The sequence below is a fragment of the Colwellia sp. BRX8-4 genome (assembly GCF_014077345.1).
In the GTDB taxonomy this organism is placed as follows: Bacteria; Pseudomonadota; Gammaproteobacteria; order Enterobacterales; family Alteromonadaceae; genus Colwellia_A.
In genome coordinates, this window is record NZ_JACGVS010000028.1 from 23,332 (window position 1) to 42,637 (window position 19,306).

Annotated in this window: 14 protein-coding genes; 6 read left to right on the top strand and 8 right to left on the bottom strand. The window is 39.9% G+C overall.

What is annotated here, in order from left to right; all coding sequences use genetic code 11:
• Nucleotides 1-26 precede the first annotated feature (26 nt).
• The 6 genes from H4J56_RS17440 to H4J56_RS17465 form a co-directional block, all read right to left on the bottom strand.
• Nucleotides 27-944 carry a hydroxymethylglutaryl-CoA lyase gene (locus tag H4J56_RS17440; protein ID WP_182217445.1) on the bottom strand — a complete coding sequence of 306 codons (918 nt, stop codon included), beginning with the start codon at nt 942-944 and terminating at the stop codon, nt 27-29.
• Complete coding sequence (locus tag H4J56_RS17445; RefSeq protein WP_070377225.1) at nt 944-2,968, bottom strand: acetyl/propionyl/methylcrotonyl-CoA carboxylase subunit alpha; 2,025 nt, start codon at nt 2,966-2,968, stop codon at nt 944-946. Before H4J56_RS17445 ends, H4J56_RS17440 begins: the two co-directional genes overlap by 1 nt.
• 34 nt (nt 2,969-3,002) lie before the next feature.
• The gene (locus H4J56_RS17450) at nt 3,003-3,827 is read right to left on the bottom strand and encodes an enoyl-CoA hydratase/isomerase family protein (RefSeq protein ID WP_182259665.1); all 825 of its coding nucleotides are present in this window, start codon (nt 3,825-3,827) and stop codon (nt 3,003-3,005) included.
• Nucleotides 3,828-3,838: 11 nt separating this feature from the next.
• On the bottom strand, nt 3,839-5,446 hold the full coding sequence (locus H4J56_RS17455; RefSeq protein WP_182259666.1) for a carboxyl transferase domain-containing protein: 1,608 nt from the start codon (nt 5,444-5,446) through the stop codon (nt 3,839-3,841).
• A gap of 123 nt (nt 5,447-5,569) precedes the next feature.
• Nucleotides 5,570-6,739, bottom strand: coding sequence for an isovaleryl-CoA dehydrogenase (locus tag H4J56_RS17460; protein WP_182217451.1), 1,170 nt, complete (start codon nt 6,737-6,739; stop codon nt 5,570-5,572).
• A 39-nt stretch (nt 6,740-6,778) separates the two neighbouring features.
• Entirely contained in the window at nt 6,779-7,180 is a 402-nt protein-coding gene (locus H4J56_RS17465; protein ID WP_070376356.1) for a MerR family DNA-binding transcriptional regulator, read from the bottom strand.
• Between the two features lie 251 nt (nt 7,181-7,431).
• On the opposite strand from H4J56_RS17465, the gene H4J56_RS17470 reads away from it, so the two are divergent.
• Entirely contained in the window at nt 7,432-8,616 is a 1,185-nt protein-coding gene (locus tag H4J56_RS17470; RefSeq protein WP_182217453.1) for an acetyl-CoA C-acyltransferase, read from the top strand.
• A gap of 139 nt (nt 8,617-8,755) precedes the next feature.
• Here H4J56_RS17470 and recQ read toward each other — a convergent pair whose 3' ends face one another.
• Nucleotides 8,756-10,552, bottom strand: coding sequence for a DNA helicase RecQ (gene recQ / locus H4J56_RS17475; protein WP_182259667.1), 1,797 nt, complete (start codon nt 10,550-10,552; stop codon nt 8,756-8,758).
• A 305-nt stretch (nt 10,553-10,857) separates the two neighbouring features.
• Nucleotides 10,858-11,781 carry an AraC family transcriptional regulator gene (locus tag H4J56_RS17480; RefSeq protein ID WP_182217457.1) on the bottom strand — a complete coding sequence of 308 codons (924 nt, stop codon included), beginning with the start codon at nt 11,779-11,781 and terminating at the stop codon, nt 10,858-10,860.
• Nucleotides 11,782-11,973: 192 nt separating this feature from the next.
• Here H4J56_RS17480 and H4J56_RS17485 point away from each other — a divergent pair, with 192 nt between their 5' ends.
• The 5 genes from H4J56_RS17485 to gmhB all read left to right on the top strand — a co-directional run bounded on the left by H4J56_RS17485 (nt 11,974) and on the right by gmhB (nt 19,154).
• On the top strand, nt 11,974-15,354 hold the full coding sequence (locus H4J56_RS17485) for a methylmalonyl-CoA mutase family protein (RefSeq protein WP_182217459.1): 3,381 nt from the start codon (nt 11,974-11,976) through the stop codon (nt 15,352-15,354).
• Between the two features lie 113 nt (nt 15,355-15,467).
• Nucleotides 15,468-16,511: an oxidoreductase gene (locus H4J56_RS17490; protein ID WP_182259668.1), complete on the top strand. Its 1,044-nt coding sequence runs from the start codon at nt 15,468-15,470 to the stop codon at nt 16,509-16,511.
• Between the two features lie 49 nt (nt 16,512-16,560).
• Nucleotides 16,561-17,667 (top strand): enoyl-CoA hydratase/isomerase family protein, encoded by a 1,107-nt coding sequence (locus tag H4J56_RS17495; protein WP_182217462.1) that lies wholly within the window; start codon nt 16,561-16,563, stop codon nt 17,665-17,667.
• Nucleotides 17,668-17,686: 19 nt separating this feature from the next.
• Nucleotides 17,687-18,448: an SDR family oxidoreductase gene (locus tag H4J56_RS17500; protein ID WP_182217464.1), complete on the top strand. Its 762-nt coding sequence runs from the start codon at nt 17,687-17,689 to the stop codon at nt 18,446-18,448.
• A gap of 169 nt (nt 18,449-18,617) precedes the next feature.
• Nucleotides 18,618-19,154 (top strand): D-glycero-beta-D-manno-heptose 1,7-bisphosphate 7-phosphatase, encoded by a 537-nt coding sequence (gmhB, locus tag H4J56_RS17505; protein WP_182217466.1) that lies wholly within the window; start codon nt 18,618-18,620, stop codon nt 19,152-19,154.
• The last annotated feature ends 152 nt before the right edge of the window (nt 19,155-19,306 follow it).

Here is a 19,306-nt window from a genome sequence, read left to right on the forward strand (position 1 = left end):
TACATCGTCATTTATTATTATATTTATTACTGTGCACGGTAGGCATTAGAAACTTTAGATGCCGGGGTTTTACCTAATTTATCACTGATAAACCAACCGGCATGGACTAACTTATCTAAATTAATACCGCTATTAATACCTAAACCATTGAGTAAATAAACCACATCTTCAGTGGCAACATTACCTGAAGCGCCCTTAGCATAAGGGCAACCACCCGATCCAGCAATGGCACTATCAATAACGGCAATACCATTTTGTAAAGCGGTGTAAATGTTAGTTAACGCCTGACCATAGGTATCATGAAAATGAACCGCTAGTTTAGCCTTAGGTACACGGGCACTAACCGCTTGTAACATCTTCTGTACATTAACAGGTGTGCCCACACCAACCGTATCGCCAAGCGATATTTCATAACAGCCCATTTGGTAAAGTTTTTCAGCCACTTCAGCCACTTTTTCTGGTGATACTTCACCCTCGTAAGGACAACCGACAACACAAGAAACATAGCCTCGTACCGGAATGTTTAATTTTTTGGCTGCAGCCATTATTGGTTCAAATCGCTCAAGGCTTTCAGCAATTGAACAGTTAATGTTTTTTTGACTAAACGCTTCAGAGGCCGCGCCAAAAATGGCAACTTCGCTGGCATTAACCGCTACAGCCGCTTCAAAACCTTTCATATTTGGCGTGAGGGCAGCGTAAGTGACCCCTTTTTTACGTGCTATCCCATTGAAAACATCAGTCGATGTTGCCATTTGAGGCACCCATTTCGGAGAAACAAAGCTGCCACTCTCAATGTAAGTGACTCCGGCATCACTGAGCAGATTAATTAAGGCAATTTTATCTTCTGCACTGATTTGTTGTTTTTCATTTTGTAGGCCATCACGCGGGCCAACCTCAACGATTTTTACTTTTTTAGGTAAGGTATTATTAGCAAGGGAGCTCATTATGACTCCTGTGGCGTAAAAGCAAGTAATTCGCTGCCGCCATCAACCATGTCACCTTCGGCGTAGAATAAGGTATCAATGGTACCGTCTTCAGGCGCTCGAATGGTGTGCTCCATTTTCATCGCTTCCATGATCATTAAGGGTTGGTCCTTAGTCACACTATCGCCGGCTTTGACTAACACGCTGACCATAGTACCGTTCATCGGTGCTAATAGGCCGCCATGATTATCATCAGCATTATTGTCACCACAATCAGGTTTAATATGAATAAAGTTAAAAACGCCATTTTGACGATATAAGCTAATTTGATCACCTGAACTGTCAATGTTGTGGGCGATAGTGGCTTGACTGCGATAGCCATCAATACTGACATGGAGTGTGTCACCGGCAATTCGACCTTGGCAATCAACTGTTCGTCCTGCAACTGAAATTAAATAGTAACTACGATTACCTTGACGTTTCTGTTCAACAGTCACTGGATATTCAATATCATTATGAGCAAGAACTACTCGGTGATTATGCGCTTCGTTAGAGCGCCACGCCGAGGTATTATTCCAAGGAGAAAAAGGATCTTTGGTCGTTGCTGCTTTTTGTTTCGCTTGTTCAGCCAGTGAAAGCACTAAATACAAAGCTGCCATCGGTAATTCGTCGGCTAACGCTTGTTTGTTATCATGAAATATTTCACTGTCGTATTTCTCGATAAAGCTGGTATCTATTTCTTCATTAATAAACGGTTTTGATGTCGCTAAGTTATAAAGAAAATCAATATTGGTGGTAACACCTTTAATACGATATTCCGACAAGGCTTTTGTTAAGCGTTGCAGTGCTTTTTCACGATTTTCATCCCAGACAATTAGCTTAGCTATCATAGGATCGTAAAATACACTCACCTCATCACCTTGACGAACACCGGTATCAACACGAACATGTGCGCTTTCTGCTGGCGGTTGTAAAAAATCTAGCGTGCCCGTTGCGGGTAAAAAATCATTATTTGGGTCTTCAGCGTAAATTCGCGCTTCAAAAGAGTGGCCATTAATGACTAACTGTTCTTGTGTTTTTGGTAAAACTTCACCAGCAGCAACTCTTAATTGCCATTCGACTAGATCTTGGCCACTGATCATTTCAGTCACCGGGTGCTCTACTTGTAAGCGAGTGTTCATTTCCATAAAGTAGAATGAACCGTCAACATCCAGTAAAAATTCTACCGTGCCTGCGCCTTGATAACCAATAGCCTGGGCAGATTTTATCGCAGATTCGCCCATCGCTTTACGTAGCTTTTCACTCATTTTAAAGGCTGGCGCTTCTTCAATAACTTTTTGATGACGGCGTTGCACTGAACAATCACGTTCAAATAAGTAAACGGCATGTTGATGATTATCACAAAACACTTGAATTTCAACATGGCGAGGTTGTGTTAGATACTTTTCAACCAGCATTCTATCATCACCAAAGGATGACATTGCTTCACGTTTAGCTGCAGCAAAACCTTCACTAAACTCAGCTTCGCTCCACACTTGTCGCATGCCTTTACCACCACCACCGGCGGTAGCTTTTAACAATACCGGATAGCCCATATCGTCAGCCGCTTTTTTAATGATGGCTTCGGATTGATCATCACCATGATAACCAGGGACTAAGGGAACATTGGCTTTTTCCATAATGTTTTTAGCGGCAGACTTTGACCCCATCGCTTCAATGGCCGCAACGGGCGGACCAATAAAAACGATGTTTTCATCGCTACATCGACGACAAAAGTCAGCATTTTCTGAGAGAAAACCATAACCAGGGTGAATGGCTTGAGCGCCAGTACGTTTTGCTGCTTCAATCACTTTCTCTGATAATAAATAGCTTTCGCGAGAGGGCGATGGACCAAGGTAAATGGCTTCATCAGCCATGTTGACATGAAGCGAGTCAGCATCAGCATCAGAATATACGGCAACGGTTAAAATACCCATTTTACGAGCAGTTTTAATTACGCGACAGGCGATTTCACCACGGTTGGCAATAAGAATTTTAGTAAACATTTTAGCTGTTTTAGTTGTTAGTTGAGACATGTTTTTATCCTTCACTCGTCGGTTCTTTTTGCCAGCTTGCTGGTCGTTTTTCAAAAAAAGCAGTTAAGCCTTCTTGGCCTTCTGCAGAAACGCGAATTGATGCGATGCGTTCACTGGTCATGCTAAGTAAATCAAAGTTAATTTCTTGATAAGCGACATCTAAAGCAAGTTGTTTTGCTTGACGAACGGCTTTCGGGCCGTTGCTCAATACTGTGCTCACCATATCAATAACGGTGCTTTCTAACGCTTCTAACGAAACAATCTCATCAACTAAGCCTAACTGTTGCGCTTTGTCTGCAAAGAAACGTTCTGCCGTTTGAAAGTATCGACGACTGGCTTTTTGGCCAATAGCATTGACGACATAAGGGCTGATGGTCGCAGGAATTAAACCTAATTTAACTTCACTGAGACAAAAGCTAGCTTTATTGCTGGCGATAACAATGTCACAACAACTGGCTAAACCCACTGCGCCGCCAAAAGCAGCACCTTGTATTTGTGCAATAGTGGTTTGCGGTAGAAAATTAAGTGCATGTAACATCTGAGCAAGCGCGTTAGCATCACGTAAGTTTTCTTCATATGAGTAACTGGCCATGCGCTTCATCCACGCTAAGTCAGCCCCAGCAGAAAAACTTTTGCCAGTCGATGCGAGTATCATCAGGTGAATATCGTCGCGTTGGGCTATTTCGATAAATATCATCGTTAATTGGGCGATAATTTTGTCGTCAAAAGCATTGTGCTTGTCAGGATTATTTAAGGTAACTGTTGCTACCCCATAACGGTCTACGTTAAATAATACCTGACCGGTATTGATCTCTTTTAATGGTGTCATCTTGTTCAGCCCTACATTCTAAAGATACCAAATTTGGTATCCTCAATAGGTTTATTCAACGAAGCAGAAATGGCTAAACCTAATATTTGACGAGTATCGGCAGGGTCAATAATACCATCATCCCATAAGCGAGCTGAAGCATAGTAAGGGTGGCCTTGATGCTCATAAGTATCAATAATCGGTTGTTTAAAGTCAGCTTCTTCTTGCTCGCTCCACGGTTCACCGAGTTTGTCTTTTTGGTCACGTTTAACTTGTGCTAAAACGCCAGCCGCTTGTTCACCGCCCATCACTGAAATACGGGCATTTGGCCACATAAATAAGAAGCGTGGATCGTAAGCACGACCACACATACCATAGTTACCTGCGCCGAAACTACCACCAATTAGCACGGTAAATTTTGGGACTTGTGCCGTGGCAACGGCGGTGACCATTTTTGCACCATGCTTAGCTATACCGCCTGCTTCGTATTGCTTACCGACCATAAATCCGGTGATGTTTTGTAAGAAGACTAAAGGAATTTTTCGTTGTGCACATAATTCAATAAAATGAGCACCTTTTTGAGCTGATTCGCCAAAGAGAATGCCGTTATTGGCGATAATGCCTACGGGGTAGCCAAATATCCGTGCAAAACCACACACTAAAGTCGTGCCATAAAGTGCTTTAAATTCATCAAAATTACTACCATCAACGACACGGGCGATAATTTCACGAATATCAAAAGGTTGGCGGGCATCTTTGGGTACCACACCGTATATTTCTTGTGCGTCGTAAGCGGGCTCAACAATAGGTTGAATATTCATGGTTACCGGTTTAACACGATTTAAATTACCAACGATACTGCGGGCAATTTCTAAAGCGTGATGATCATTTTGTGCGAAATGATCGGCGACACCAGAGGTACGACAATGTATGTCTGCGCCACCTAAGTCTTCAGCACTAACGACTTCGCCAGTCGCGGCTTTAACTAACGGCGGTCCAGCTAAAAATATAGTGCCTTGTTCTTTAACAATAATAGATTCATCGGCCATTGCGGGTACATAAGCGCCACCTGCAGTACAAGAGCCCATAACAACAGCAATTTGCGGTATGGCTTGTGCTGACATATTTGCTTGATTAAAGAATATGCGACCAAAGTGTTCTCTATCAGGGAAAACCTCGTCTTGGTTAGGCAAGTTAGCGCCACCAGAGTCGACTAAATAAATACAGGGTAAGTTGTTTTCTTGGGCAATCGTTTGTGCGCGAAGATGTTTTTTTACCGTTAGCGGAAAATAGGTTCCGCCTTTTACGGTAGCGTCGTTAGCGACAATAACACACTCTTGTCCACCAACTCGGCCAATGCCGGTGATAATACCAGCAGCGGGAACATCTGCTTCATAAACTTCATAAGCGGCTAGTTGAGATAATTCTAAAAATGGTGAGCCAGCATCAAGTAGGGCATTAACGCGATCGCGTGGTAATAATTTACCGCGAGATAAATGACGATCACGGCTGCGCTGTCCGCCACCTAATTTTATTTGCTCAAGCTTTACTTTTAAATCGTCTACTTGAACTTGCATATGAGCAGCGTTTTCAATGAATTCTGGGCTGCGTACATTGATTTTTGAAATTATTTTAGCCACGATATTTGCCTTTATTATGGAATTTTATCAGTAAGAACATTAGCTTTAATGTTACGAGCTAAACAAGAGCAGTGTGGCTCTCATCAGCCTCTCTAAATCAAGAGGCTGTAGCAAGTTATAACCTTATATAGACTCGGCGAATAACTCTCGACCTATTAGCATACGACGAATTTCTGAAGTACCTGCGCCAATTTCATATAATTTAGCATCACGTAACAAACGACCTGCTGGAAATTCATTGATGTAACCATTTCCGCCAAGTAATTGAATAGCATCTAAGGCCATTTTTGTCGCAAGTTCTGCAGCAACTAAGATAACACCGGCCGCATCTTTACGTGTGGTTTCACCTCTGTCAGCCGCTTGTGCACATAAATAAGCATAAGATTTAGCCGCATTCATTTGGGTGTACATATCGGCAATTTTACCTTGGATCAATTGGAACTCACCAATGGATTGACCGAACTGTTTGCGGTCATGAATATAAGGAACAACTAAGTCCATACACGCATCCATAATACCTAAAGGTCCACCGGTTAATACGATACGCTCGTAATCAAGGCCAGACATTAAGACTCGAACGCCTTTACCTTCTTCACCTAAAATGTTTTCTGCTGGTACTTCACAGTCTTGGAAAACTAATTCACAGGTGTTTGAACCGCGCATACCTAATTTGTCTAATTTTTGATGACGAGAAAAACCTGGGTAATCACGCTCAACGATAAAAGCAGTAATGCCTTTTGAACCCGCTGAAGTATCAGTCTTTGCGTAAATAACATAAACGTTGGCATCAGGACCATTGGTGATCCACATTTTGTTGCCATTTAAAATATACTTGTCGCCTTTTTTGTCGGCGCGCAATTTCATGCTGACTACATCAGAACCTGCATTAGGTTCACTCATCGCTAATGCGCCAATATGCTCACCGCTACAAAGTTTTGGTAAATATTTAGCTTTTTGTTCATGCGAACCGTTTTTGTTTAATTGGTTTAAACAAAGGTTAGACATAGCACCGTAACTTAGACCAACAGAAGCAGACGCACGTGAAATTTCTTGCATTGCCACCATATGTTCTAAATAGCCTAAGCCTGAACCGCCATATTCTTCGTCAACGGTCATGCCTAATAAGCCTAAATCACCAAATTTGCGCCATAAATCATTTGGGAATTCGTTATCAATATCTATTTGTGCGGCACGTGGAGCAATTTCGTCACGAGAGAAAGCGTTAACTGACTCGCGGATCATCTCAACGGTTTCGCCTAGATTAAAGTTTAATGATGAAAAAGTAGAAATCATGTTATTTCCTTAGCTTAGTTAGCTACGTAAAGTTATGCGTTAGGTTTTTGTATTGTCGATAGCTGATAAAGTAGCTAAACAGCTTTCTTCTAAATTTGTTAATTCCATCAACACCACTTTTATATCGTCGAGTTGTTGATGTAAGTCTGATTTTTTTTGTTCAATAATATCCATCATCAGTTTTAATTGGCTGGCGCTGGTATTGTCTAAATCGTATAATTCAAAGATGCGACCGGTTTCGGCTAATGAAAACCCCAAGCGTTTACCGCGTAGAATTAACTTTAGTCGAACTTTATCTCTTTGGTTATAAATTCGAGTTTGTCCTTTGCGAGTCGGGGCAAGCAAGCCTTGATCTTCGTAAAAACGAATACTGCGAGTCGTAATATCGAACTCTTTAGAAAGATCGCTGATTGAAAAAGTCCGTGCTTTTAATTCTGCCATGAAAAACTCTACATTTATGTTATGCACTCACCTTACAGGAAGTTTACGTTAACGTAAAGTAAGAGCTTTTTTCATCAAGCTGCTAATAAATATCCCGTCAATAATTTACCCGCTCAGTTAAAATCGTTACTATATAAATTGGCTATAATTGTGTCCTTACTATTAAAGTTTACGTTGGCGTAAACGTCAAATATAAGTTATGGTGTTAATCATTAATTTATCCCTTTTTATTTTTATCTCGGAGAGCTTTCATGTCTACTACAGATCCTATTGTTATTGTTTCAGCGTCTAGAACCCCTATGGGTGGTTTTATGGGCGGATTATCTGCTGTAACTTCACCTGACTTAGGCGCAACGGCTATACGCGGCGCACTTGCTGCGGCAAATATTGCTAACGATCAAGTTGATGAAGTAATCATGGGGTGTGTATTGCCTGCAGGTTTAAAACAAGCGCCTGCTCGTCAAGCAGCTTTGGCGGCTGATTTGGCATTATCAACAGTTTGTACCACCATTAATAAAGTCTGTGGCTCTGGAATGAAAGCTGCAATGCAAGCACATGATTCACTGATGGCTGGCTCTATTAATGTTGCTGTTGCCGGTGGTATGGAAAGCATGACTAATGCACCGCACCTTTTACCTAAAGGTCGCAGTGGTATAAAAATGGGACATGGTCAAATTCTTGATCATATGATGACTGATGGTTTAGAAAATGCCTATGATGGTATAGCTATGGGGTGTTTCGCACAAGAAACTGCCGATGATGCTGGGTTTACTCGTGAAGACATGGATGAATATGCTATTCGCTCATTAGCACGTGCCAATGCAGCGATTGCTGCCGGTGCTTTCGAAAATGAAATATCGCCAGTAACGATTAAATCTCGTCGTGGCGACTCTGTCTTTGCAATAGATGAACAGCCGGGTAATGCCCGCCCTGATAAAATACCTTCATTACGTGCCGCTTTTAAAAGAGACGGGACTATTACGGCTGCAAACTCTAGCTCTATTTCAGATGGTGCTGCGGCATTAGTGATGATGAAACAGTCAGAAGCAGAAAAACGTGGTCTACGCCCTTTATGTAAAATTGTTGCTCATGCAACGCATGCACAAAAACCTGAAGAATTTACGGTAGCACCCGTTGGCGCAATGAATAAAGTTTTAGCAAAAGCAAACTGGACGGCTGCAGATGTTGATCTATGGGAAATTAATGAAGCATTTGCCATGGTTACCATGTTAGCGATTAAAGAATTAGCCTTAGATGTTGAAAAAGTCAATGTCAATGGTGGCGCTTGTGCACTGGGTCATCCTTTAGGTGCTAGTGGTGCTCGTATTATGGTAACGTTAATCCATGCATTGAAAAACAAAGGTTTATCAAAAGGTTTAGCCTCTCTTTGTATTGGTGGTGGTGAAGCTACAGCGATTGCGGTTGAAATGTTTTAGACCATTAAGTTCGCTGTTATTTTCAGGTCATGCTGATAAAAATTAAATTTGTAAAGCCGCTATGTTAAGTCATTGCGGCTTTTTTATTAATGTTCGATTGATTGCACAGAGGTATTTTGAACAAAGACAAGGGTTTTAGCTAGTGAAGTAGTGCGATAATTTTTTCACCATAAAGCTCAAGTTTTGTTTTACCTATACCATTAACGTTTAATAGTTGCGTTGAGTTTTTGGGATTAGCTCTGGCTATATCCATTAAGGTAGCGTCATGAAAAATAACGAATGATGGTACATTTCTCTCTTTTGCCCATAATGCTCTTTGTTGCTTGAGCTTTTCAAATACGGTTTCTTCTTGTGCTGATAAATTGCTGGCATTAGGTTGTTTTGATTTTCGCGCAAGCTTCGCCTTACCGTATTCTTTTACTTTGAGTTGTATGGTCAGTTCGCCTTTTAATAAAGGTCGAGATTTTTCAGTAAGTTTTAAAGCGCCATATTCCATTTCTACAGCTAAATATCCCATTGAAATGAGTTGCCTAAACACCGTTTGCCATTCCTCTGCTTTGTGCTCTTTACCAATACCATAGGTAGAAAGTTGTTGGTGGTTGACCTGGATAACTTTAGGGGTTTGCTTACCTAGCAAGACATCAATTTGATGGCCTACGCCAAATCTTTGGCCCGTTCGATAAACGGTTGAAAGTGCTTTTCTAGCGGCAGCAGTGCCATCCCATGTTATGGGGGGATTCAAACAGTTATCACAATTCCCACAAGGCTCAGCTAACGTTTCACCAAAATAATTGAGTAATACTTGCCGGCGGCAAGAGCACACTTCGCAATAACCAAGCAGGGCATCAATTTTACGTTGAGTTATAAACTTGAACTGTTCATTACCAGTACTTTGACTTGTCATTTGTTTTAGCTTAATAACATCTTGCATGCCATACGCTAACCAAGTATTGGCGGGCATACCATCACGGCCTGCTCGGCCAGTTTCTTGGTAGTAGGCCTCAATACTTTTAGGCAAATTTAAATGGGCAACAAACCTAACATCGGGCTTATCAATACCCATACCAAAGGCAATGGTGGCAACAATTATGATGCCGTCTTCTCTGAGAAAACGTTGTTGATTGCTATCTTTAATATTATTGGCCAAACCTGCATGATAAGGCAAAGCAACTTTTCCTTGTTCACTCAGCCATTGAGCTGTGGCCTCAACAGATTTTCTTGAAAGACAATAAACGATACCGGCATCATTGTTATGTTCGGTATTGATAAATTTAAGGAGCTGTTCTTTGTTATTTTTTTGTTCACTGATCCGATACTGAATATTGGGTCTGTCAAAACTATGAACAAAGATTTTAGCAGCCGTTAAATTTAATACTTGAACAATTTCATCTCGCGTTTTCATATCCGCTGTCGCTGTTAAGGCAATTTTAGGCGTGTGGGGATATCGCTGGCTAATAATGGACAGTTGTTGGTATTCAGGTCTGAAATCGTGACCCCATTGTGAAACACAATGTGCTTCATCAAAGGCAAAGAGTGCAATGGTAATATTATCAATAAGGTTTAGAAAATAATCACTCAATAGTCGCTCTGGCGCAACGTACAATAAGTCGACATTGCCTGATCTTATTAGCTGCTCGACACGATTTTGTTCTTCATGGTCCTGCGACGAATTTAAAAACTCTGCTTTTACGCCTTGTAGTTTTAGCGCATCAACTTGATCTTTCATTAACGCTATTAGTGGCGACACCACTATGCCTACGCCATCACGGACTATCGCTGGTATTTGATAACATAATGACTTTCCACCACCGGTTGGCATAAGCGTAAAAACATCTGCGCCACTGATTAATTCACTAATTATTTTCGCTTGTTGATGTCGAAAGTCAGCGTAACCAAAGGTATTTTGTAAAACCGATTTTGCCGTATTGATATCCATATTGATTTCCTTTTTAACGCTAGACAAGTCAGTGAAATTAAATAGCATAGATTAAGTGATATTAAGTGGTGAGTATTAAATAGCGGGTTAAAAGTTAAGTATAGATGATGTTATCGCGTAACCTTGAGTATAGCAGGCAATGATTATTTACTTTTAACGAGCAATTATATGATAAAGGTATCATCAACGCCGTTATAAATGAAGGTGAGTAAAATTAGACTACTATAGTTAACGCTTTGCTATTGTGGTCAACAGTTAGCTATTGGCTAAATAAATTGCTAATACTCGTACTGCTAGTTATTTTTTTAAGCACTGTGACGAGAGTCACGATATTGCTTTGGTGACATTCCTAGCGATTTTTTAAACAGGCGTGAAAAATAGTAAGGGTCGCTATATCCCAAGCCCTCACTAATATCTTTAATAGTCTGTGAGCTATTATCAAGCTCAGAGCAGGCGCGTTGAATTTTCATATTAATAAAGTGCTGTATTGGTGATGTATCGGTGAGTTCTTTAAACTTCTTTGAAAAATGAAATTTAGATAGCTGGCTGTAATGCGCTAATGTATCCAAACTCAATTCTTGATGAAGATTATTGCGCATTAAACGTTCGACCGCATCAATATCAAAAGTAGAACTTTTATTAAAGTCAGTTAAACGCAACTGTAATGCTAAAAAGCTTAAGGTTTGCTGTAAAATATGTACCGCGTGAATAACATTAGTAGCGGTATAGCCGCGGCGACCTAGCGCTAATAAATTGTCAAAATCTCGGATCACTTCATCTACATTCCCGACGTGTGCGAGGCCATCATCCATTTTCATTAATAAACGTTCGGCAAAATTACTGGCGAGATCGCCTTTAAAATTTAACCAATAGACTTTTCCTGACTTGTTTTTAATTTCACTGTTATTTTCTCTGTTAATGGCGGTAAATTTAAAACTCGCATTGGCTGGTATAATAACAAGATCGCCCGATTTAACTTCTCTAACTTTGTTTTTATAGTCTAGAGTTGCGCTAGTTGATTGACAATAAAGTAAGCTGTGATGGTCACTGTTTTTTTTATTTATTTGATAAGAAATATCTGAATGCTTCCCAAGCGATAATGGATAAAGACTGGAGGTTAGCGGATGAACTTGCAATTTTTTCAATAAAAAAACGGGAATAAGTAAACGAATATCATCAATGATAGTTGCTGTTTTTATCGGCTTTGCTGACTTTGATTGTTGAAGCATAATTAATAAGCTACGCGTTTTTATTCCATAACAAGATAGTCCATCAAATTAGCAATAAAATCAATGTTAATACCATTTTCTTTATGATTTAATATTATTAATAAAAAATTTAAATAGCAATTCAGCACCAAAAATTACACCTACAAATATTACACCTATAATGGTGAGTAAGTTAATAAAAGAGAATTCAAAATGACAACTGAAAGATACCAACTCAAGAATAAAATTAGAATTGTCACTGCCGCATCACTTTTTGATGGGCACGATGCTGCGATTAATATTATGCGCCGAATTTTACAATCAAGTGGTGCTGAAGTTATTCATTTGGGCCATGACCGCAGTGTTGAAGAAGTGGTTAATACCGCGATTCAAGAAGATGCTAATGCTATTGCGATGACTTCTTATCAAGGTGGGCATAACGAATATTTTAAATATATGTACGACTTACTTAAAGAACGAGGTTGTGAACATATTCGTATCGTTGGCGGCGGCGGTGGCGTGATACTACCTGACGAAATTAAAATGCTACAAGATTATGGTATTACCCGTATTTATTCTCCTGATGACGGCCGTGCACTGGGTTTATTAGGCATGATTGATGACATGTTAGAGCGCTGTGATTTTAAAACTGGCGTCAATGTTAAAAAAGACGATGTTGCTAATTTAAAGAAAAATGACAAACAAGCGATTGCGCGTTTAATTTCAGCGGCTGAAAATGCGCCAAAAGAAAATAAAGCCGATTTAGAGAAAATTCGTAAAATTGCTTCAGCAAGTAAAACACCGGTATTAGGTATTACCGGTACCGGTGGTGCAGGTAAATCTTCGCTAGTTGATGAATTAATTCGCCGCTTTTTAATGGCAACAGCAGACAGCAAAATTGCCATTGTTTCGGTTGACCCGTCTAAGCGTAAAACCGGTGGTGCATTACTCGGTGACCGAATTCGTATGAATGCGGTAAACAATGATCGCGTTTACATGCGTTCGTTAGCCACACGTCAGTCAAATTTGGCATTGTCTGTTTATGTTAATGACACTTTAGAAATTTTAAAAGCGACCGATTTCGACTTAATTATTCTAGAAACTTCGGGTATTGGTCAATCAGATACCGAAATTGAAGAACATTCCGATGTTTCTTTATATGTGATGACGCCAGAGTACGGCGCGGCAACACAATTAGAAAAAATCGATATGCTCGATTTTGCTGATATTATTGCGCTCAATAAATTTGATAAACGGGGCGCTTTAGATGCCTTGCGTGACGTGAAAAAACAATATAAACGTAACCGTGGCATGTTTGAAGCCGGTGATGATGAAGTACCCGTTTACGGCACGATAGCTTCACAATTTAACGACCGTGGTATGACCGAATTATATAATGCGGTGATCACAGCATTAAACACTAAAGCGGGCTTAATTGTTGGCGATATTCTCTCTACCGAAGGCACATTAGCCAATAAAAGTAGCGTGATCCCAGGTAATCGTATTCGTTATTTATCTGAAATATCAGAAAGTAATCGCGGTTATGATGCTTGGGTTGAAAAACAAACAACGGTTGCACAAAAACTTTATGGTATTCATCAGGCGATTGAAACGGCAAAAGACACTGAAACGGTGGTTTCTGCTGATTTAGTGACGCAACTTGAAGCGCTTTATACTCAAGTCGAATTAGACTTAGACCCTAAAAACAAATTATTACTCGAGCAATGGGCGACTAAAGTTCAGCGTTATAAAGACCCTGAATTTAAATTTAAAGTACGAGACAAAGAACTGTCGATAGCCACTCATTCAAAATCACTTTCTGGTAGCGATATCCCTAAAATTAGTATGCCTAAATATCAGGGGTGGGGCGATATCTTAAAGTGGAACTTACAAGAAAATGTACCGGGTGAATTTCCGTATACCGCTGGTTTATTCCCCTTTAAGCGTGAAGGCGAAGACCCAACACGTATGTTCGCGGGTGAAGGCGGCCCAGAAAGAACCAACCGTCGTTTTCATTATGTTTCAAAAGGTATGCCGGCTAAACGCTTATCAACAGCATTTGATTCAGTGACCCTATACGGTAACGATCCAGCTATTCGTCCTGATATTTATGGAAAAATAGGTAATGCCGGCGTTTCTATTTGTTGTTTAGATGATGCCAAGAAACTGTATTCTGGTTTTGACTTAGCCCATGCGATGACGTCAGTTTCCATGACCATTAATGGCCCTGCGCCGATGTTGTTAGGTTTTTTCTTGAATACCGCTATCGATCAACAATGTGAGCGTTTTATTACCGAAAATGGTTTGGAAAAAGAAGTAGCCGCAACCATAGCTAAAATTTATAAAGACAAAGGCTGTGAACGTCCAAGCTATCAAGGTGAATTACCCGATGGCAACGACGGTTTAGGTTTGATGTTAATTGGTGTTACTGGCGATCAAGTTTTACCTCCAGCGGTATATCAAGCGATAAAAGCTAAAACCTTAACGCTAGTGCGTGGCACGGTACAAGCCGATATTTTAAAAGAAGATCAAGCGCAAAATACCTGTATTTTCTCCACTGAATTTGCCCTACGTTTAATGGGTGATGTGCAAGAGTACTTTATTGAAAAAGGTGTGCGTAATTTCTATTCAGTGTCTATTTCTGGCTATCATATAGCAGAAGCTGGTGCGAATCCGATCACTCAATTGGCGTTAACGTTGGCAAACGGTTTTACTTTTGTTGAATATTACTTAAGCCGCGGTATGGACATTAATGAATTTGGTCCTAACTTATCGTTTTTCTTCTCAAACGGTATCGACCCAGAATACGCTGTCATTGGCCGAGTGGCTCGTCGTATTTGGTCAAAAGCGATGAAGAATAAATATGGTGCCAATGCTCGTGCACAAATGTTGAAATATCATATTCAAACATCAGGTCGTTCATTGCATGCTCAAGAAATTGATTTCAATGATATTCGTACCACATTACAAGCACTTTATGCGATAAACGATAACTGTAACTCTTTGCATACTAATGCTTATGATGAAGCTATTACTACGCCTACCGAAGACAGTGTTCGTCGTGCGATGGCGATTCAATTAATCATCAACCGTGAATTAGGACTTTCTAAAAATGAAAACCCTATTCAAGGCGCGTTCATTATTGAAGAGTTAACTGACTTAGTTGAAGATGCGGTATTAACTGAATTTGATCGTATTAACGAACGTGGTGGTGTACTTGGTGCCATGGAAACTATGTATCAGCGTGGTAAAATTCAAGAAGAAAGTATGTATTACGAGCATTTAAAGCACTCAGGTGAATATCCTATTATAGGTGTAAATACTTTCCTTAGTTCAACGGGCTCGCCAACGATTGTGCCTGAAGAAGTTATTCGCGCTACCGAAGAAGAAAAAACTTATCAAATTGATATGTTAGCGAGTTTAAACAAAGCTAATGCAGCAGAAGTAGAAGTCTTACTTAAGCGTTTACAAACAGCCGCCATTAATCATGAAAATATTTTTGAATTAATGATGGATGCTTGTAAGGTTTGTTCTTTAGGGCAAATTGTTAGTTCGTTATTTGAAGCAGGCGGTCAATATCGTCGCAATATGTAACACTAGTAGATAGTCAGTTTATTAGATTAGAGTAAAGTAGTGCCTGTGCACTACTTATGCTTTGATGTTAATTCTTCATACACCTTTATTTAGATAATTGAATAGGAATAATTATGTCAACGTTGATCACGGAGTTAAGGCAAGTACCAGAAAAATTTACGGCTTTTCGTATTCATCAAATACAAGAGGGTGATAAGAAAAAAATCACCAGTGGGTTTGAGCAAGTTGGTATTGATGATTTAACCGCAGGTGAAGTGGTTATTAAAGTCGCCTATTCAGACATTAATTATAAAGATGCTCTAGCTGCCACAGGGAAAGGAAGAATCTTACGTACTTATCCCTTAGTAGGCGGTATTGATTTGTCGGGTGTTGTGGTTAGCTCTGTTGATGACAGGTTTGAAGCCGGCGATAAAGTGCTGGTTTGCGGCGCACAATTATCTGAACTCTATGATGGTGGTTACAGTGAGTATGCGCGGGTAAAAGCAGATTCAGTCGTGGCATTGCCAACAGGCATGAGTTTACGTGATGCGATGGCACTCGGTACCGCAGGATATACTGCCGCTCTTGCTATTCAGCGTATGGAAGATAATGGTCAAATTCCAGAGCGAGGTCCTATTGTCGTCACTGGCGCTACCGGTGGTGTTGGTAGTTTTGCTATTAATATGCTGTCAAATATTGGTTATGAAGTGATTGCTTTTACGGGTAAAACAGAACAAGAAGATTATTTAAAAGCGCTCGGTGCGGTTAAGCTTATTAGTCGTCATGATATTGAAATGGGCAGCAAACCGCTAGAAAATGCACAGTGGGGTGGGGCGGTCGATAGTGTTGGCGGTGAAACGTTAGCTTGGTTAACACGCACCACTCATGTTTGGGGAAATATTGCTTCAATTGGTTTAGCCGGTGGCTTCAAATTAGAGACCACTGTTATGCCCTTTATATTAAGAGGCGTGAGCCTACTTGGTATTAACTCAGTCGAAATGCCACTTTCAGTGCGCACGCAAGGATGGAAAAGATTAGCAACAGATTTAAAACCAACAAAACTTGATCTGATTTCTCCTACGGCCATTGAATTTCGAGACTTAGGGAATGCATTTGACGCTTACGTCGATGGCACGGTTACCGGACGAACTGTCGTAGCGATTGATGCTAGTCTTTAAATAGCTATCAAAGAGAACATTAACCCGTAAAAAATCGGAGCTAAATTAAATGACAGATGTGATATTTAAAGAGTTAAGCAGCAATAATAATAAACTGATAGCTATAGCAGAACTTAATGCGCCTAAATCGCTTAATGCATTAAATCTTTCGATGATTAAGCTGTTAACCAAAAAACTGTCGTCTTGGCAGCAAGATGACAATATCGCGATGGTTATTTTACAGGGCGCGGGTGAAAAAGCGTTTTGTGCTGGTGGAGATGTTGTTAGCCTGTATCACTATTTACACGAACTAGACACACCAATAGATGATGATGTCATTACATCAGGCTTCGCTAATGAATTTTTTAGTGAAGAATATGTACTTGACCAATTAATTCATAATTTTAATAAACCCATTATGATCTGGGGAGATGGTTATATCATGGGCGGCGGCATAGGTTTATTTGCTGGTGCCAGTCATCGTGTAACCACAGAGCGCACTTTGATGGCAATGCCAGAAGTATCAATAGGGCTATTTCCTGATGTAGGGTCGAGTTGGTTTTTAAATAAAACACCAGAAGATCTTGGTTTGTTTTTAGGGATCACCGGTGCTGTGTTTAATGCCGTAGATGCTAATTATCTTGGCTTGTCGGATTATATTATTGATAGTTCATCTAAAAATGGTGTTTTTGATCACTTACTAACAGTTGACTGGCAAGACAATAATCGAAATCACTCTCTGCTAAAGCAAGCATTGACCGAGTTTTCGAACCGTTTTGAACACCATTTACCCAATGAGGTAAAAAACAATGAAGTGGCTATAGCAAAATTATTAGCTTTCGATAATATTGCTGATATACACACAGCGATTTTAAATGTACAAACAGACAATAATTGGCTGAATAAGGCAAAAAACAAATTACTGGCGGGTAGCCCATTGAGTGCTTGTATTATATATAGGCAGTTACAAACGACTAAAACGCTAAGTTTGAGTGAATGTTTTACTTCAGAGTTAAATTTAATCCTTCGTTGTTGTCAGTATACTGAAGCTCGCGAAGGTATTAGGGCATTATTAGTCGATAAAGACAAAAATCCAAATTGGGCTTTTTCAAATATTAGTGATGTTGACCATAAATTAGTTGATTGGTTTTTTAGCGCTATCAACGAAAAAATATAATAGAGATAAAGGAAAAACAATGGATTTGAATGATAAAGTTATCGTCATCACCGGCGGTGGACAAGGCCTAGGACGTTCTATGGCTATTAGCTTAGCAACGAATGGTGCTAAATTAGCGTTAATCGATTTAAATGAAACGTTACTACAAGAAACAGTAAAACTTATTGAAGCAGCAGGTTCATCGGCAAAGTATTATTTAGCCAACGTCACCAATGAAAGTGAAGTAGAAGCTATTTTTAGCCAGATTAATGATGATTTTTCGGGTATCGACGGCTTAATTAACAATGCCGGCATTTTACGTGACGGTATGTTCGTTAAAGCTAAAGATGGAGTCGTTGCTAAGAAAATGTCATTGGATCAGTTTCAATCAGTCATCGATGTTAATTTAACGGGTGTTTTCTTATGTGGTCGCGAAGCTGCTGTTCACATGATTGAAGGTAAACGTAAAGGTGTCATTATTAATATGTCGTCCATCGCAAGAGCCGGTAATATGGGACAAACCAATTATGCTGCATCTAAAGCGGGTGTTGTCGCGATGACCGTTACTTGGGCGCGCGAGTTAGGGCGTCATGGTATTCGCGTTGGTGCTATTGCCCCTGGTGTTATTCGCACCGCAATGACTGATGCGATGAAACCAGAAATGCGTGACCGTTTAGAAAAAATGAAACCTGTTGGCCGCTTAGGTGAAGCAGATGAAATTGCTCACACCGTAAAGTATATTTTTGAAAATGAGTTTTTTACCGGCCGTGTCGTAGAAATTGATGGCGGTCTTTGCATGTAACAATTATCTGCTGTTTATTAACAGCAGATATTGAGCAAAATGTCGTTCTTAGATATCTATGCTGCAAATCATTTGTTAATTCGTGCAGCAAAATATTTAAGAGCGATGGCTTAATTAATTAATCTATCAAAAAACCTATCATTAGCCGCTGAGTCAAAAGAAATTAACTATGAAAAAAGCACTGTTTTTAGACAGGGACGGCATTATCAATGTTGACCATGGTTACGTTTATAAAAAAGAAGCATTTGAATTTGTCGAAGATATCTTTACTGTTTGTTTGGATGCGCACAATAAAGGTTATGAAATATTTGTCATTACTAACCAATCGGGTATTGCTAGAGGCAAATATACTGTTGAGCAATTTAATCAACTGACTCTGTGGATGGTAAAGCAATTTAAATCGAAAGGGATCGTAATTGCAGATGTCTATCATTGCCCTCATCATCCAGATAAAGGCGTTGGTGAATACAAGGTGGCCTGTGATTGTAGAAAACCAGAACCTGGTATGATTTTATCAGCTGCTAAAAAGCATGACATTGATTTGGCAAAGAGTATTTTTATTGGTGATAAAGTATCAGATATGCAGGCTGCTGAGCGTGCTGGTATAAAAAGTAGGATATTGCTTGTTGATCAATATAGCGATAATGAGGCGATTAAAGCAGACCGTATCAATAAAATTAGCGAAGCTAGCGCGTATATTAGCTAAATTGTTCGATAAATAAGCGAACAAACGTTTATTTCAAAGTTATTACAAAAAAGGGTTGACGCCCAGCGAGAAATGTCTAGAATGCGCTCCAGTTCCAAGGGGTTCAGTCAAAACGAACCACGAAAGAGCTGTTTTGATAAGTTATCTACATC

Coding starts and splice junctions, on each gene's coding strand:
- H4J56_RS17500 (WP_182217464.1), top strand. CDS start 17,687: ATGGATTTGAATGATAAAGTTATCGTCATCACCGGCGGTGGACAAGGC.
- H4J56_RS17470 (WP_182217453.1), top strand. CDS start 7,432: ATGTCTACTACAGATCCTATTGTTATTGTTTCAGCGTCTAGAACCCCT.
- H4J56_RS17480 (WP_182217457.1), bottom strand. CDS start 11,781: ATGCTTCAACAATCAAAGTCAGCAAAGCCGATAAAAACAGCAACTATC.
- gmhB (WP_182217466.1), top strand. CDS start 18,618: ATGAAAAAAGCACTGTTTTTAGACAGGGACGGCATTATCAATGTTGAC.
- H4J56_RS17445 (WP_070377225.1), bottom strand. CDS start 2,968: ATGTTTACTAAAATTCTTATTGCCAACCGTGGTGAAATCGCCTGTCGC.
- H4J56_RS17440 (WP_182217445.1), bottom strand. CDS start 944: ATGAGCTCCCTTGCTAATAATACCTTACCTAAAAAAGTAAAAATCGTT.
- H4J56_RS17485 (WP_182217459.1), top strand. CDS start 11,974: ATGACAACTGAAAGATACCAACTCAAGAATAAAATTAGAATTGTCACT.
- H4J56_RS17465 (WP_070376356.1), bottom strand. CDS start 7,180: ATGGCAGAATTAAAAGCACGGACTTTTTCAATCAGCGATCTTTCTAAA.
- H4J56_RS17450 (WP_182259665.1), bottom strand. CDS start 3,827: ATGACACCATTAAAAGAGATCAATACCGGTCAGGTATTATTTAACGTA.
- H4J56_RS17490 (WP_182259668.1), top strand. CDS start 15,468: ATGTCAACGTTGATCACGGAGTTAAGGCAAGTACCAGAAAAATTTACG.
- H4J56_RS17495 (WP_182217462.1), top strand. CDS start 16,561: ATGACAGATGTGATATTTAAAGAGTTAAGCAGCAATAATAATAAACTG.
- recQ (WP_182259667.1), bottom strand. CDS start 10,552: ATGGATATCAATACGGCAAAATCGGTTTTACAAAATACCTTTGGTTAC.
- H4J56_RS17460 (WP_182217451.1), bottom strand. CDS start 6,739: ATGATTTCTACTTTTTCATCATTAAACTTTAATCTAGGCGAAACCGTT.